Source organism: Nocardia aurantiaca (genome assembly GCF_009708175.1).
Lineage (GTDB): Bacteria > Actinomycetota > Actinomycetes > Mycobacteriales > Mycobacteriaceae > Nocardia > Nocardia aurantiaca.
The window spans coordinates 160,159-175,312 of sequence record NZ_WMBB01000010.1 but is presented as its reverse complement, the minus strand read 5'-3'; the positions used below and the strand labels follow the sequence as shown (position 1 = coordinate 175,312).

Annotated in this window: 13 protein-coding genes, 1 tRNA gene and 1 pseudogene; 7 read left to right on the top strand and 8 right to left on the bottom strand. The window is 68.5% G+C overall.

The features are described from left to right. Nucleotides 1–44 precede the first annotated feature (44 nt). Together GLP40_RS22110 and pth are read left to right on the top strand one after the other, a co-directional pair. Complete coding sequence (locus tag GLP40_RS22110) at nt 45–638, top strand: 50S ribosomal protein L25/general stress protein Ctc (protein WP_154789881.1); 594 nt, start codon at nt 45–47, stop codon at nt 636–638. 25 nt (nt 639–663) lie between these two features. Next, on the top strand, nt 664–1,245 hold the full coding sequence (pth, locus tag GLP40_RS22105) for an aminoacyl-tRNA hydrolase (RefSeq protein ID WP_154789880.1): 582 nt from the start codon (nt 664–666) through the stop codon (nt 1,243–1,245). A gap of 22 nt (nt 1,246–1,267) precedes the next feature. On the opposite strand, the gene GLP40_RS22100 is transcribed toward pth, so the two are convergent. After that, nucleotides 1,268–2,914: a fatty acyl-AMP ligase gene (locus GLP40_RS22100; protein WP_328290514.1), complete on the bottom strand. Its 1,647-nt coding sequence runs from the start codon at nt 2,912–2,914 to the stop codon at nt 1,268–1,270. 84 nt (nt 2,915–2,998) lie between these two features. Further along, nucleotides 2,999–4,171: an aminotransferase class V-fold PLP-dependent enzyme gene (locus tag GLP40_RS22095; RefSeq protein ID WP_154789879.1), complete on the bottom strand. Its 1,173-nt coding sequence runs from the start codon at nt 4,169–4,171 to the stop codon at nt 2,999–3,001. Nucleotides 4,172–4,294: 123 nt separating this feature from the next. On the opposite strand from GLP40_RS22095, the gene egtA reads away from it, so the two are divergent. From egtA to egtD, 4 genes and pseudogenes are all read left to right on the top strand, one after another. Then, nucleotides 4,295–5,584, top strand: coding sequence for an ergothioneine biosynthesis glutamate--cysteine ligase EgtA (gene egtA, locus GLP40_RS22090; protein WP_154789878.1), 1,290 nt, complete (start codon nt 4,295–4,297; stop codon nt 5,582–5,584). Between the two features lie 41 nt (nt 5,585–5,625). After that, nucleotides 5,626–6,969 carry an ergothioneine biosynthesis protein EgtB gene (gene egtB / locus GLP40_RS22085; RefSeq protein ID WP_154789877.1) on the top strand — a complete coding sequence of 448 codons (1,344 nt, stop codon included), beginning with the start codon at nt 5,626–5,628 and terminating at the stop codon, nt 6,967–6,969. Further along, nucleotides 6,969–7,121: pseudogene (locus GLP40_RS22080) on the top strand (ergothioneine biosynthesis protein EgtC); the annotation flags it as partial. The gene egtB and the pseudogene GLP40_RS22080, both read left to right, overlap by 1 nt. Before the next feature lie 1,331 nt (nt 7,122–8,452). Further along, nucleotides 8,453–9,424: an L-histidine N(alpha)-methyltransferase gene (gene egtD, locus GLP40_RS22070; protein WP_154789876.1), complete on the top strand. Its 972-nt coding sequence runs from the start codon at nt 8,453–8,455 to the stop codon at nt 9,422–9,424. A 36-nt stretch (nt 9,425–9,460) separates the two neighbouring features. Here the strand turns inward: egtD and GLP40_RS22065 are convergent, their stop codons facing one another. The 6 genes from GLP40_RS22065 to GLP40_RS22040 all read right to left on the bottom strand — a co-directional run bounded on the left by GLP40_RS22065 (nt 9,461) and on the right by GLP40_RS22040 (nt 14,164). After that, on the bottom strand, nt 9,461–10,099 hold the full coding sequence (locus GLP40_RS22065; protein ID WP_154789875.1) for a DUF2461 domain-containing protein: 639 nt from the start codon (nt 10,097–10,099) through the stop codon (nt 9,461–9,463). 2 nt (nt 10,100–10,101) lie between these two features. Continuing rightward, nucleotides 10,102–10,845, bottom strand: coding sequence for a hypothetical protein (locus GLP40_RS22060; protein ID WP_154789874.1), 744 nt, complete (start codon nt 10,843–10,845; stop codon nt 10,102–10,104). Nucleotides 10,846–10,915: 70 nt separating this feature from the next. Further along, nucleotides 10,916–11,248, bottom strand: coding sequence for a hypothetical protein (locus GLP40_RS22055; RefSeq protein ID WP_230329805.1), 333 nt, complete (start codon nt 11,246–11,248; stop codon nt 10,916–10,918). 258 nt (nt 11,249–11,506) lie between these two features. Continuing rightward, nucleotides 11,507–12,487: a ribose-phosphate diphosphokinase gene (locus tag GLP40_RS22050; RefSeq protein ID WP_328290513.1), complete on the bottom strand. Its 981-nt coding sequence runs from the start codon at nt 12,485–12,487 to the stop codon at nt 11,507–11,509. Then, a complete protein-coding gene (gene glmU / locus GLP40_RS22045; protein WP_154789873.1) occupies nt 12,484–13,986 on the bottom strand; it encodes a bifunctional UDP-N-acetylglucosamine diphosphorylase/glucosamine-1-phosphate N-acetyltransferase GlmU in 1,503 nt (500 codons plus the stop codon). Before glmU ends, GLP40_RS22050 begins: the two co-directional genes overlap by 4 nt. Nucleotides 13,987–14,093: 107 nt before the next feature. After that, nucleotides 14,094–14,164 (bottom strand) — tRNA-Gln (locus GLP40_RS22040). Nucleotides 14,165–14,489: 325 nt separating this feature from the next. Here GLP40_RS22040 and GLP40_RS22035 point away from each other — a divergent pair. Next, nucleotides 14,490–15,104 carry a TetR/AcrR family transcriptional regulator gene (locus GLP40_RS22035; RefSeq protein ID WP_154790040.1) on the top strand — a complete coding sequence of 205 codons (615 nt, stop codon included), beginning with the start codon at nt 14,490–14,492 and terminating at the stop codon, nt 15,102–15,104. The last annotated feature ends 50 nt before the right edge of the window (nt 15,105–15,154 follow it).

Sequence of the window (15,154 nt, the reverse complement as noted above, 5' to 3'; positions counted from 1 at the left end):
CACGCTGACATTACAGCCGGACGAGCCGTAGGGAGTAGACAGTCATGTCCGACGCCAACCTTCTCGAAGCCACCGTACGCACCGAGTTCGGCAAGGGCGCTGCCCGCCGCACCCGCCGCGACGGCAATGTCCCCGCCGTGCTCTACGGCCACAACGAGGAGCCGCAGCACCTGGCCGTGAACGCCCTGGCGTTCGCCGCCATCCTGCGTGAGCACGGCACCAACGCCGTGCTGAACCTGGACATCAACGGCAAGAAGCAGCTGGCGCTGACCAAGTCGGTCGTCGTCCACCCGATCCGCCGCTACATCGAGCACGCCGACCTGCTGATCGTGCGCCGCGGCGAGAAGGTCACCGCCGACGTGCACGTCGCCCTGACCGGTGACGCCGCCGCCGGCACCCTGGTCACCCAGGAGGCCACCACCCTCTCCGTCGAGGCCGAGGCCCTGAACATCCCCGAGGCCATCGAGGTCTCGATCGAGGGCGCCGAGGCCGGCACCCAGATCACCGCCGGCGCCATCGCGCTGCCGAAGGGCGTCACCCTGGCCGGCGACGCCGAGGCCCTGATCGTCAACATCATCGCCGCCCCGGCCGCCGCCGCCGAGGAAGAGGCCGCTGCCGAGGAAGCCGCCGCCGAGTAACTCCCTACTCCCACAACGGTTCTCGATGACCGAGGCAACGGCCGGGCCCGCGCTGGTGGTCGGTCTGGGTAATCCCGGATCCGAATACGAGCGCACCCGGCACAATGTCGGTTTCATGGTCGCCGACGTGCTCGCGGAGCGCGTCGGCGGCCGTTTCACCGTGCACAAGAAGTCGGGCGCGGATCTGCTCGAGGCCCGCCTGGACGGGCGCAAGGTATTGCTGGCCAAACCGCGCACCTATATGAATCTGTCCGGGCGGCCCGTCGCGGCGCTGGCCAAATTCTTCTCCGTGCCCGCCACCGAGGTGATCGTCATCCACGACGAACTCGACCTCCCCTTCGGCGCCATCCGCCTCAAGCGCGGCGGCGGCGAGGGCGGGCACAACGGCCTGCGCTCCATCTCGCAGGCCCTCACCACCAAGGACTATCTGCGTGTCCGCTTCGGCATCGGCCGCCCGCCGGGCCGGCAGGACCCCGCGGACTACGTTCTCAAGCCTTTCTCCGCGCCGGAGCGCAAAGAGGTCCCGGTGATCGTCGAGCAGACCGCGGACGCGGTCGAACTGCTGCTGCGCGTGGGCCTGGAAACCGCTCAGAACCAAGTGCACTGAGTCGCGGGCCAGAGTCGCTGTCTCAGGACAGGTGTGTCGCCGTGGCCGACCGGCGCAGCTTTCCGGACGAGGTCTTGGGAAGCGCGCCGGGCCCCAGCACGGTCACGCTGCGCGGGCGCACCCCCACCTCCGAGAACACCGCGTGCACGATCTCGTGTTCGATGCGGCGCACCTCGTCCGGATTCTGATGGTCGTTGGATTCGACCACCACCGCGAAGCTTTCGCGTTTCTGGCCCGCGTCGAGGCGGACCGCCACCGCGTTGCCGGGACGAACACCCTTGACGCGCAAGGCCGCTCGTTCGATATCGGTGGGGAAGATATTGCGGCCGGCCATGATGATGACGTCCTTGATGCGGCCGCACACCACGACCAGGCCGTCCTCGGTGAAGTAGCCGATGTCTCCGGTGTCGAGCCAGCCCTCGGCGTCCTGGGCGGAGCGGAACCCGTCGGCCGTGACGTACCCGGCGGTCACTGCGGGACCGCGTAATTCGATGACGCCGACACTGCGGGTCGGAAGCGGTTGGCGTTCGGCGTCCACCACCCGACCTTCGAGGTTGTCGACCAGATAGCCGAGGGTGGGGAGGCGGCGGAGCCCGCTGTGATGATGTTCCGGATCGCGGACGGGGACCGCCTTGCCGAGCGCTTCGAGGAGATCGGCGTCGACCACGTCGAGCACCTGCCCGAGGCCCGGGTCGGGAATGGACACGGCGAGGGTGGTTTCGGCCATGCCGTAGACGGGGGTGAGGGCAGTGGGGTTGAGACCGAAGCGTTTTCCGGCCTCGGCGAGGGCTTCCATGGTGTCGGCGTCGACGGGTTCCGCGCCGTTCCACATGTAGCGGACGCTGCTCAGATCGACCGAACCCTCCGCCGCGTTGCGTAATCGGTGGGCCAGCAGCGAATAGGCGAAATTGGGTGCGGCGGTGACAGTTCCGCGATACTTCGAGATCAATTCCGCCCACAGGATGGGGCGGGCCAGGAAGTCCATCGGCGTCACGCACACCACTTCCGCGCCGAACTGCATGGGCACGCTGAGGAATCCGACCATGCCCATGTCGTGGAACAGCGGCAGCCAACTGATCATCACGTCGTCGTCGAGTTGGAATTTCACCCGATCGAACATGGCGTAGGCATTGACGAAGAAATTGCCGTGCGTGATCCGCACCGCCTTGGGCGAGCCGGTGGAGCCGGATGTCAACTGCTGCAGGGCGACGACGTCCTCGCCGGTGGGCACCGGCTCGACGGCCTCGCCCGCGCGCATGGCGTCGATGGTGACCACCGCGATACCGCGTTCGCGCAGCAGCGGTTCCGCGATCTCGAACGGCGCGCCCAGGATCACCGCCCGCGCCTCGATCATGCCCAGCACGGTCTCGGTGTCGTGCGCCCACACCTGCAGGTCGGTACGCGGCGTCGGCTGGTGCAGCATGGTGATGGAGGCGCCGCGCATCCACACGGCCTGGCAGGCGGGTGCGATATCCACCGGCATGCCCGCCAGCACGCCCACCGCGTCGCCCGGGCCGATACCGGCCGCGGCCAGGCCGCCTGCCATGTGGCGGGCGATGTCGTGGATCTTGCCCCAGCTGTGCCGCACCGGCGCATCCGGCTCCCCGGTCACCAGACCTCGCCGGGAGACGTGCGCGGTGGCATACATTTCGTCGGTGAAGCGGCTCACGATCGACTCCTCAAACGCCGAACCAGCACCTCAAATATCCCGCGTCCGGCGAGGGCTGTTCACGTTTCGGCGTCATGCGGCCGCTTATGTCAGGCTTCGGACCGCCCCGACGAAGCGATCGAGGTCCTCGAAGCTCACGAAGCAATGCGGCGCGGCGCGGACCACGGAGTTCAGCTCGCGGGCGGACATGTCCAGCAGCGTGGAGCCGCGGTGGCTGACCGTCACCGTGATGTCTTCCCCGGCCAATCGGTCGCGCACCTGGATCGGCTCGAGCCGGTCCACGGTGAAGGACACGATTCCCGCGTGCTGGGTGCCGCGGTCGCGCACGGTCACGCCGGGGATCTCCGCCAAGGCCTTGCGCACGTACTCGGCGCGCTCGGCAATGGCCGCGTACACCCGCGCGGGGCCCAGATCGAGCAGGTAGCGCACGGCCGCGCCCAGGCCGAGACGGTTCGCGACCGAGCACTCCCAGAATTCGAAGCGGCTCGCGTCGGGGGCGAGCACGTAGTCGTCGGGAGCGGTCCATTCGGCGCTCTGCAGGTCGAGCCGGCCGGGTTCCAGGCTCAGCGCCAGTTCGGGGCGCACGTACAGGAAACCGGTGCCGCGCGGGCCGCGCAACCATTTGCGGCCGGTCGCGGACAGCGCGTCCACCTCGAGTTCGGCGACGTCGAGCGGCAGCTGCCCCGCGGACTGGCAGGCGTCGAGCAGCACCAGCGCACCCACGCGGTGTGCGATGCGGGTGGCTTCGGCGACCGGATTGACCAGGCCGCCATTGGTCGGAACATGGACCAGTGACACCAGCTTCACGCGCCCGTCGATCATGGCGTCCAGGGCGTCGAGGTCGAGCTGGCCGCTGCTGTCGCTGGGAATGGCCTCGACGACCGCGCCGGTCTGCCGGGCGCGCTGCAGGGCCGCGATGGCGTTGCTCCCGTAGTCCGAGCCGGAGATCAGGATGCGGTCGCCGGGGGCCAGCGGGACCGAGTAGAAGAAGTCGCTCCAGGAGCGGCTGGCGCTATCGCTGAGGGCCAGGGCGGCCGGGTCGGCGTTGATCAGTTCGGCGATGGCCGCCTTGACCCCGTGCAGATCGTCGATGCGCTCGTTGGCGGCGCGATAGCCACCGATCTCGGCCTCGCGCCGCAGGTGGGCGACGGTGGTGTCGACGACGATCCGCGGGGGGAGCGACGACCCGGCGCTGTCGAGAAAAACCTGGTTTTCACACCCCGGCGTTTCGGCCCGTAGTCCAGCGATATCCAGCATGGAATCGACCATATCGGTTGCGGTGTTCTCCTTTTCGTCAGATTTCTTGTCATAGTCCGTCGCTACTCTGGTTTGGGTCGCCGTCCGACCCGCGGCGGCGACCGCATCAGACGGAGGTTGGCAATGGCTGTCACGGCGTCACCGACCGATGTGCTGCAGAGTGGCCTGGCCGAATCGGAGCCGGGCGGCGAGTTCACGTCGCGCGCCGCCGCCGAGGCTTATGTCGGAAAAGTCTGTTTCAAACAGGGTCCACCGCTGCTCATCGGCGCCGAACTGGAGTGGCTCACCGCGCAGGGTGAACTTTCGGCGACCAATTCGCGTCCGGACCTGAGAGTCCTCTCCGACGCCCTCGGACCGCATGCGCCACGGTCCATTTCCCCCGATTCCCCGGCCGTTCCGTTGCCGGGCGGCAGCCGGGTCACCATCGAACCCGGCGGTCAGATCGAACTGTCCAGTGCCCCGTTCGGCACCGCCGCCGAACTGTGCGAGCGCTTGCGGACGGATGCGATACGCCTGCGGGAGCTGCTCGAATCCCGCGACATCCGAACCTTTTCCGCGGCCGCCGACGCGACTCGGCGCCCGCTGCGGCTCCTGCAGCTGCCGCGATACCGGGCCATGGAGCAGTCCTTCGCCGGCATCGGCCCGTTCGGCGCGCTCATGATGTGCAATACCGCCGCCACGCAGGTGAGCGTCGACGCGGGCGCGAATCCCGCCGAGATCGCGGCCCGGTGGCAGCTCCTGTACGCCGTGGGTCCTGCCCTGTTGGCGGCTTTCGCCTGTTCACCGGAACTGCACGCCGCACCGCCGGGGGACTGGGCCTCCCAGCGCATGCGGGCCTGGCAGCGGCTCGACCACCTCCGGACCCGGCCCCCCGTGCACGACTGGGCCGATCCCATCGCCGGGTACGCGCGGTGGGTGCTGGATGTCCCGCTGCTGTGCGTGCGGTCCGAGGCGGCCGATTGGACGGCCCCGCCCGGGGCCACCTTCGCCGACTGGCTGTGCGGGGCGTTGGACGAGGAGATCGGCCGCCGCCCCGACCGCGCGGATCTGGACTATCACCTCACCACCGTGTTCCCGCCGGTCCGCGCGGCCGGGCACCTCGAGGTCCGCTACCTCGACGCGCAGCCGGGCGACGGGTGGTCGGTGCCGGTTCACGTCTTCGACGCACTGCTCTCGGATTCCGGAACCATCACGGAGGCAACGGCTCTGGCCGCGTCGACCGCGAATCTGTGGTCCGAGGCCGCACGGCGTGGATTGGCCGACGCGGAGTTGCGGGCAACCGCCGTGGCGCTGCTCGACCTGGCCACGGCCCGTGCCGCCACCCCGGAGGCCGCCGAGGAATTGGCCGCCGCGGTCGATCGATGTCGCAATGGCCGCACCCCCACGGGGGAGGAATCCGGAGGCGGCGCATGACATTCCAGTCCTGCATCACTTCACGAATCGAAAGTTCTCTCATGACTATTCAGCATTCGCCGGGATCGGATCGGGCGGAGACGGAACGGCTGCGCGGGCGGATCGCGGACGCGCTCGACCGGGCGCGGCGCCGCACCATCGGGTTGACCGAATGCGTCGACGAGGCCGAATTGGTGGAGCAGCACTCGCGGCTGATGAGCCCGCTGGTCTGGGATCTCGCGCACATCGGCAATCAGGAAGAGCTCTGGCTGGTGCGCGATGTGGGCGGGCGGGAGCCCGTGCGGCAGGACATCGATCACCTCTACGACGCCTTCCAGCACGCCCGCGCCGACCGGCCCGCGCTGCCGCTGCTGGACCCGGCCCAGGCCCGCGACTATGTCGGCAGCGTGCGCGACAAGGTGTGGGATGTGCTGGAGCACAGCCCATTACGCGGCAATGATCTGGTCCAGGACGGTTTCGCGTTCGGCATGATCGCCCAGCACGAGCAGCAGCACGACGAGACCATGCTCGCCACCCACCAGCTGCGGAGCGGCGAGGCGGTGCTGTCGGCCCCGCCCGCTCCCGGCGCGCGGGTGGCGGTGAGCGGCGAAGTCGTCTTGCCCGCGGGCGAATTCATCATGGGCACCGACTCCGACCCTTGGGCGCTGGACAACGAGCGACCCGCCCACCCGGTGTGGGTCGACGCCTTCGCCATCGATGCCGCGCCCATCACCAATGAGCAGTATCTGGCCTTCGTCGACGACGGCGGCTACGAGCGCGCCGAACTGTGGTCCGAGCGCGGCTGGGCGCACCGCGTGGCGGCCGGGCTCACCGCGCCGCAGTTCTGGGAGCAGGATTCCGGAGGCCATTGGTGGCGAAGGGTTTTCGGCACCATGCAGCCGCTGCGCGCCCACCAGCCGGTGGTGCACGTCTGCTGGTTCGAGGCCGAGGCCTACGCCAACTGGGCGGGTAAGCGCCTGCCGACCGAGGCGGAATGGGAGAAGGCCGCCCGCTTCGATCCGGCGACGGGCCGCTCTCGCCGATATCCCTGGGGCGACATCGATCCCAGCGAGGCTCTGGCGAATCTCGGCCAGCACCACCTGGAACCGGCCGATATCGGCGCCTATCCCGCCGGTGCGTCCCCGGCCGGTGTGCACCAGCTGATCGGCGATGTCTGGGAGTGGACCGCTTCGGGTTTCGAGGCGTACCCGGGCTTCCGCGCCTTCCCGTACCGCGAATACTCCGAGGTCTTCTTCGGTGGCGACTACCGGGTTCTGCGCGGCGGCTCGTTCGGCGCGGACCAGGTCGCCTGCCGCGGCACCTTCCGCAACTGGGATCACCCCATCCGCCGCCAGATCTTCTCCGGCTTCCGCCTCGCCCGGGACCTGAGATCGGACGAACGCTGATGTGCCGTCACCTCGCCTACCTGGGCCCACCCACCGCGGTGGGCGCCCTCCTGACCCAGGGTCCGTACTCCCTGCGCACCCAGTCCTGGGCCCCCCGCGACATGCGCGGCGGCGGCACCATCAATGCCGACGGCTTCGGCGTCGCCTGGTGGCACCGCCCCGACGCCGCCGCCCCCGACCACGGCCCCGGCGTCATCTGGCACGGCGGCTCGCCCTCCGACGGTTCGGCCACGCCGGGACCCGGGCCGCTGGAGCAGGAGCCCGCCACCGCACGCGATGACGTCACGGCGCCGGAACCGGAACCGGCGACGGCCCACCTGGCTGGAACCTCGCCCATCGCGGGTGATTCGATGGTCAGCCGCTACCGCAATGCCGCCCCGATCTGGACCGACCCGGCTGTCGATGAGGTTCTCCCGCAGCTCAGGTCCACGGCGGTGCTGGCCGCGGTCCGGTCCGCCACCGTGGGGATGCCGGTGGAGCGGGCGGCCTGTGCGCCGTTTACGCACGGCCGCTGGGCGTTCAGCCACAATGGCGCGATTCCGGATTGGCGGCGCGCCCTGACCGCCGTCGCCGAGGAGTTCGATTCGCCGCCCCTGCTGGAGGCCGAATCGCTGACGGATTCGGCGGCGCTGTGGGTGATCCTGCGGGGTTTGCTCGAAGGCCCGCTTCCCGTGACAAGCCGGTCATCGGGAGAGACCGGTGGGCGTGGCAGGGACTCGGACGAAGCAGGGTCTTCCGCCGCCGTGCCCGAACCGGGCGAAGCCTCCGGGACGGAGCCGGGCGCGAGGCCGCCCGCCGCCGGTTCGGCGACTGCCGGACCCGATGGCGATGACCGGCGCCGTATGAGGTCGTCCGCGTCGGTCGTGAAGTCCGGGGTCGGAACGCGCGCAGCGGATTCCGCGGCGGTCGGGGCCGGATCGGAACCGGGCGGCAGTCGCGTTTCCGGATCGACCGTGGCCTTCGGGTCGACCGTGCGCGTGACCTCCGCGGCGGGGGAGCCGCCTCGGGTCCAGGCGTGGGAATGGTCCGCGGCCTCGGGCGATGGCGACGCGTCCGGCGAATTCCGGTCCGCGGCCGGCCATTCTGCGGATTCGGCCGCCGTCGTATCGTGGCGGGCCGGAGAATCCGGGCGCGCCGGGCGGAGTTCGGGGAGTCCGATCGCGGGAGGTTCGGAGCCGGGCGGGGATTCGGCCCGCGGCGGGTTGGAGCCGGGTGAGGCGTTGCGGTTGGTCATGGCCGCGGTATTGCGGCGGTCGCCGAAGGCGCGGTTGAACCTGCTGGTGGGGGATGGGTCGGGGGTTTGGGGGACTACGTGGCATCACTCGTTGTCGGTGTTGGAGGCCGACGGGTTCGTGGTGGTGGCCTCGGAACCGTTCGATGACGATCCGCGGTGGCGGCTGGTTGCCGATCGGCAGCTGGTGAGCGTGCGGGACGGACGGGTCGCGGTGGAACCACTGGATATCGAGATCGGAAGGGCTGATTCATGACTGCGGCTACGGTGGAAATCCATCTGACCGACGAGGATTTGACGACCGCGTTGCGCGCGGACGTCCGGCGCGGACTGACTGCGGAACCGAAGTGGTTGCCGCCCAAATGGTTCTACGACGCGCGCGGCAGCGAGTTGTTCGAGAAGATCACCGAACTGCCGGAGTACTACCCGACCCGGACCGAACGGGCCCTGCTGGAGGGGGTCGTCAGCGAGATCGCGCGGATCGCGCAGGCCGAGGTGCTGGTCGAGCTGGGTGCGGGATCGGCGGCCAAGACCCGGCTGCTGCTGAACGCCATGAAGTCCGAAGGCCCGCTGAAGAGCTATGTGCCGCAGGACGTCTCCGTCTCCGCCCTGCGCATGGCGGCAGATGAGGTGGCCTCGGAATTCCCGGGCCTGGGCGTGCACGGCGTGGTCAGTGACTTCACCGCCACCCTGGACAACCTGCCCGGCGGCGGCCGCCGCATGGTCGCCTTCCTGGGCGGGACCATCGGCAATCTGATCCCCGCCGAGCGCGCCGAATTCCTCGGCGGCATCCGGGATGTCCTGGAACCGGGCGAGCAGCTGCTGCTCGGCGCGGGCCTGGTCATCGACCCGGCGGTATTGGTCCCCGCCTACGACGACGCCGCCGGTGTCACCGCGGAATTCAACCGGAATGTGTTGCACGTCCTCAATTCCCGCCTGGGTGCGAATTTCGAGCCGGAGAAGTTCGCGCACATCGCTGTCTGGGACATTGAGCGCGAGTGGATCGAGATGCGCCTGGCGGCCACCGAGACCATGACCGTCCACATCGCGGACCTCGACCTGACCGTCGATTTCGCGGCGGGCGAGCAGTTGCGCACCGAGATCTCCGCCAAATTCCGGCGCGAGGTCCTCGACAGCGAGCTGGATGCGGCCGGTTTCACCACCGAGCGGGTGTGGACCGATCCCGATGAGCGGTTCGCCCTGGTGCTCGCGGAGCGCAGGTAGCCCGCGCAGCGTGGACAGGCTCTCGGCCGGTGGCGGCTACCTCTGCGCCGTCACCGCCGCCAGCCACTCGATGAGCGGCCGCATCTCCTCCCACGCCGCCCGGATCTCCTGGGCGGCGCGCGGGGTGCTCAGCCATGTGGGGGCGCCGAAATCCTTTCCAGCGGTGAGGGACTTGTGCCGCAGCAATTCGATGCGCGGATGATCGATGTCGTAACCCTTGGGCTTGGTCACCAGCTTGTCCCCGCCGATCTGGTATCCGGTCGAGATCAGCTGTGCGATCAGCCCTTCCAGCTCCGCCCCGCGCACCTCGTCGTCGATGGCGACCCGCAGCGCGGCGAGCTGGGTGGTCTCGGCGGCGTACATGCCGCCCGCCACCCGCAGCCCGGCCGCGCCGATCTGCACGTACCACCCGGAATACCGCGCGCTGTACACCACCGCGCCCTGGTGGTTCTTGTACGGTGACTTGTCCTTGGCGAAGCGCACATCCCGGTACGGGCGGAAGATCTTGGCTTCGCCGAAGTCCGGCTCGAGTTCGGCGACAAGGGCTTTCATCGGATCCCGGACGGACTGCTCCCACACCTTCTTGTGGGCGTTCCAGAAGGCCTTGGAGTTGTCGGCTTCCAGGTCCTCGTAGAAATCCAGTCCGGCGAGCGGGAATCCGGTGAATGCGGTCATGGTCACCTAGTGTTCGGCATGACCCCGGAGCCGTAGATCGCGACCCCGATGATGATCCCGAGAACCATGGCCACACCGGCGGCGACGGCCGCCCACTTGCCCAGTGGTTCGCCCTTGTTGTGGCCGATCACGCCGAGCACGATGCCGGCGATGCCGAACAGCGGCGGGCAGAAGATGAGTGCGATGGCCGCGCAGACGAATCCGATGATCGAGAACGTCTGAGGTCCGGTGTGCGGCGGCGCACCGTAATTCGCGCCGCCCGGATACGGCTGATACGACTGCCCGTACGGCTGCTGCCCGTACGACTGTTGCCCGTACGGCTGTTGCCCATAGGGCTGTTGGCCCGGCCCGAACTGCTGCGGATACGGTGGCTGCGAGCCCTGGGGATAGGACGGGTAGCCGCCGCCCGGCGGGTAGGAACCCTCCGGCGGCTGATGGCCCTGCGGCGGGTAGCCGTACACCCCGCCCGCCGGATACTGCGGTGGGGCCGCGGCCGGATTGAATTGGGTGGGCTCGGGCTGGGATGGGGGAGTGTCCGGTGTGTACCGCGTGGTGAGATCGTCCGCGGGCGGCGTGTGCGAGACCGATGGCGTATCCGAGACCGGTGCCTCCGAGGCGGATTCGGGTGTCTCAGCTGCCGGTTTGTCGGATTTCTTGAACATGTCGGCCGGTCCGATGCCGGGTTCTTCCGGCGGCGTGCCGGATTCGTCCGACGGCTTGCCGGGCTCGTGCGGCGGCGTGCTCATGTCGCGCCCTCCTCGGTCGTGGTGTGCGTCTTCAGAGATATCCACGGGCGGGACATGCTACGCAACAGTCCTAATCACCGAGTTCCTCCACGATGTCCATGGCGGCGAGCTCCGCGGGCCGGTCGTCCTCGGCGACGAACTCCTCGCGTTGCCGGCGACGCGACCACTCCTGGTCCAGTTCGGCTCCGATGCCGAGCCTGCCGGTGTCGTCGTTCTCGCGATTGCGGATGACCAGTTCCTCGGGCGGGTCGGAGATGTATCGCTCGTACTCGCGGATCTCGTCTTCCTGGTCGTCGTCGCCGAGGTCGTAGTCGAGGTTGTCGACATCGCTGTCGAAGACGTGATCGGTGTCGAAGACCTCGTCCATCACGCGGGCATCGTCTTCGTCGGGCCGGTCGGCCATTCGGCACCACCTCTCCGCGCTGAGCAGCGCACCATTAGCAAACCCTGAGTCCGGATTCAACGCTACCGCCTGCCCGCCGAAACGGACATCGATTGCCGCTCCCATTTCATGCGAAGAGCGCCCCTCCTGTAAGCAGAAGGGGCGCTCTTCGGTGCGGCCGGACGCTCGCGCGGGGTTCTCGGCCCCGCGGCAGCGGGGTTCGGGACGCTCGAAGCCCGAGCGTGGAGAGGCGCAGCGGAGGGCCCGCGAGAGTTCCGGTTAGGCGTTCCCGTTGAAAAGGCCGGTGACGGAACCGTTTTCGAAGACCTCGCGAATGGTCTGCGCCAGCAGCGGGGCAATCGAGAGCACGGTCAGCGTCGGGAACTTCTTTTCTTCCTCGATCGGCAGGGTGTTGGTCACCACGACCTCCTTGGCCCCGCAGTTGGCGAGGCGCTCGGAGGCCGGGGCGGACAGGATGCCGTGGGTGGCGGCGATGACGACATCGTCCGCGCCGGCCTTCTTCAGCACCTTGACCGCGCCGGCGATGGTGCCGCCGGTGTCGATCATGTCGTCGATCAGGATGCAGGTGCGGCCCTCGACCTCACCGACCACGCGGTTGGAGACGGTCTGGTTGGGGACCAGCGGATCGCGGGTCTTGTGGATGAAGGCCATCGGCGCGTCCGCCAGCGAGTTGGCCCACTTCTCGGCGACCTTCACCCGGCCGGCGTCGGGGGAGACGACCGTGATGTTGGACAGGTCGTAGTTGTTGCGGATGTGCTCGGCCAGCTGCACCTGCGCGTGCATGTGATCGACCGGGCCGTCGAAGAAGCCCTGGATCTGATCGGTGTGCAGGTCGATGGTGATGATGCGGTCCGCGCCCGCGGTCTTGAGCAGGTCCGCGATCAGGCGGGCGGAGATGGGCTCACGGCCGCGGTGCTTCTTGTCCTGACGGGCGTAGGGATAGAAGGGCAGCACCGAGGTGATGCGCTTGGCCGAACCGCGCTTGAGTGCGTCGAGCATGATCAGGTGCTCCATGACCCACTGGTTCAGCGGGGCCGGGAAGCTCTGCAGCACGAAAGCGTCGGAGCCGCGGACCGATTCCTCGAACCGAACGAAGGTCTCACCGTTCGCGAAGTCGCGCGCGGTCTGGGGGGTGACGTGAACATTGAGTTCCTTGGCCACCGCCTCGGCGAGCTCAGGATGAGCGCGCCCCGAGAACAGCATCAGATTCTTGTGGTTATCGGTAGAGAACGCGGTCACTGACGTTCGCCATCCTTTTGCTCGTTGGATATCTCGGTGGTTCCCGGAGGATCCGGGATAGCCGCGAGGGCCGCTTCGGCCGCGCGGGCTGCGTCGGTGCCGGGGCGATTGCGCTGCACCCAGCCGTCAATATTGCGCTGTGCTCCACCCGACACCGCGAGCGCCCCCGGGGGGACGTTCCTGCGCAGTACAGTACCCGCCGCCGAGTACGCGCCGTCACCCACGGTGATCGGTGCGACGAACATGGTGTCGCTGCCGGTGCGCACGTGCGAGCCGACCGTGGTGTGGTGTTTCTTGACCCCGTCGTAATTGACGAAAACGCTGGACGCCCCGATATTGCTGTACTCGCCGATGGTGGCGTCGCCCACGTAGGTGAGGTGCGGGACCTTGGAGTGCGCGCCGATGGTGGCGTTCTTGGTCTCGACGAAGCCGCCGATTTTGCCCTCTTCTCCGAGCGAGGTGCCGGGCCGCAGATAGGCGAAGGGACCCACGCTGGCGCCCGGGCCGATGCTCGCCTTCTCGCCGTGCGTGCGCACCACCTTGGCGCGGTCGCCGACGGTGACGTCGGTGAGCGTGCAGTCCGGTCCGATCTCGGCGTCCTCGCCGATCACGGTGTCGCCCAACAGTTGTACGCCCGGCCGGATGACGGCGTCGCGGCCGATCACCACATTGCCGTCGATCCAGGTGGTGGCCGGATCGATGATGGTGACCCCGGCGCGCATGTGCCGTTCCAGGATGTAGCGGTTGAGGGTGCGAGCGGCGCCGGCCAGTTGCACCCGGTCGTTCACGCCGGTGACCTTGGCGGAATCGATCAGCCGCGCGCCGTGCACCGGGTGCCCGGCCTCGCGGGCCAGCTTGAGCACGTCGGTGAGGTACAGCTCATGGCGGGCGTTGGCGGTGTCGATGCGCGAGATCATGATTCGCAGCACGGCCGCGTCGAAGACGTAGACGCCGGAGTTGACCTCGCTGATGGCGGCCTGCGCCGGGGTGGCGTCGGCGTGCTCGACGATCTCCAGCACCTGTCCGTCGGCATCGCGCACGATGCGCCCGTAGCCGTTGGGGTCCTCGGGTTCGAAAGTCAGGACGGTGACCGCGGATCCGTCGGAGTAGCTGCGGTGCTCATCGAGCAGTGCGTGCAGCGTGTGCCCGTCCAGCAGCGGCACGTCGGCGTAGGTGACGAGGACGTCGCCGTCGAAGTTCTCCGGCAGCGAGGCGAGCGCGCACTGCACGGCATGCCCGGTGCCGCGCTGTTCCTCCTGCACGGCCAGGACGATCTGGCGGCCCAGTTCGGCTCCCACCTTGCCGACCGCGTCGCCGACCTGTTCGCGATCGTGGCCGATCACGGTGATGAGCGACGTCGGATCGATCTCGTGCGCGGCATGCAACGCGTGGGCGAGCATGCTCCGACCGGCGAGCGGGTGCAACACCTTGGGTGTCTTGGACCGCATTCGGGTTCCGGCTCCGGCGGCGAGAACGACGACGGCGGTCTGCTGTGGCATGGATCTCCCTCGGCTGCCGGTCATCGTGTGCTGAGTCAGGTTGTGCTGGGCCACAGTGTGGGTCAGCGATGTTGTGCGGGGCCAACCATATCGACCCTGCTCGCGAGCTCCGCCGCCAGGACTCGAACCTGGACAAACTGAACCAAAATCAGTTGTGCTGCCATTACACCACGGCGGATTGCAGCGTCATGCGGGTCTGATCCTCGCATGAACTACGCCTCTGCGTCGAACTGTGCACCCCCGCCCCTCCGTGTTTCTTGCCGGCGAGTCAGGTGCGGGCCGGTTCGCGTCGCGGACCGGCGGTTACGACAGACAGACTCGGCCCGTACCCCGGGAGTTACCCCGATCCAGACAAATGGTTGTTACGTTGGCGAATACCGACGGCGAGTCCCCCCTGGCCGCGTTGTGCCGAGAAGTCTGGAACAGTTGTAGGGCAAATGACGGCGAAGCAGGGAGGCGCGAGCATGACCGCGGGCGAGGGTCCCAGACCGGCGCGGGCGCGCATGACCGGAACCCAGCGCCGTCAGCAGCTCATCGAGATCGGCCGGGCGCTGTTCGCCGAGCGGGGGTACGACGCCACCTCGATAGAGGAGATCGCCGCGCGGGCGCAGGTGTCGAAGCCGGTGGTGTACGAGCACTTCGGCGGCAAGGAGGGGCTCTACGCCGTGGTGGTCGACCGGGAGATGTCGACGTTGCTGGAGATGATCACCTCCTCGCTCACCCAGAATCGTTCACGGGTGCGGCTCGAGCAGGTGGCGCTGGCGTTGCTCACCTATATGGAGGAGCGCACCGACGGGTTCCGGATCCTCATGCGGGATCAGCCGGTGTCGGCCGCGGAGGGCACGTACTCGAGTCTGCTGAACGAGGCCGTCAATCAGGTGGCGCACATTCTCGCCGGGGATTTCGAGCGCCGCGGCCTGGACCCGAATCTGGCCACGTTGTACGGGCAGGCGCTGGTGGGGATGGTTGCGACGGCGGCGACCTGGTGGCTGGACGAGCGCCAGCCGTCCAAGGAGGTGGTGGCCGCGCATCTGGTGAACCTGTGCTGGAACGGCCTCGCGCATCTGGAGGCGGACCCCGTCCTGGCGTCGGAATGGCCGAGCGGCAAGGGGTTATAGAACCCTGCGGTCTGGAATTTGGTCTGATATGTCTGTCGTAGCGCGGCGGA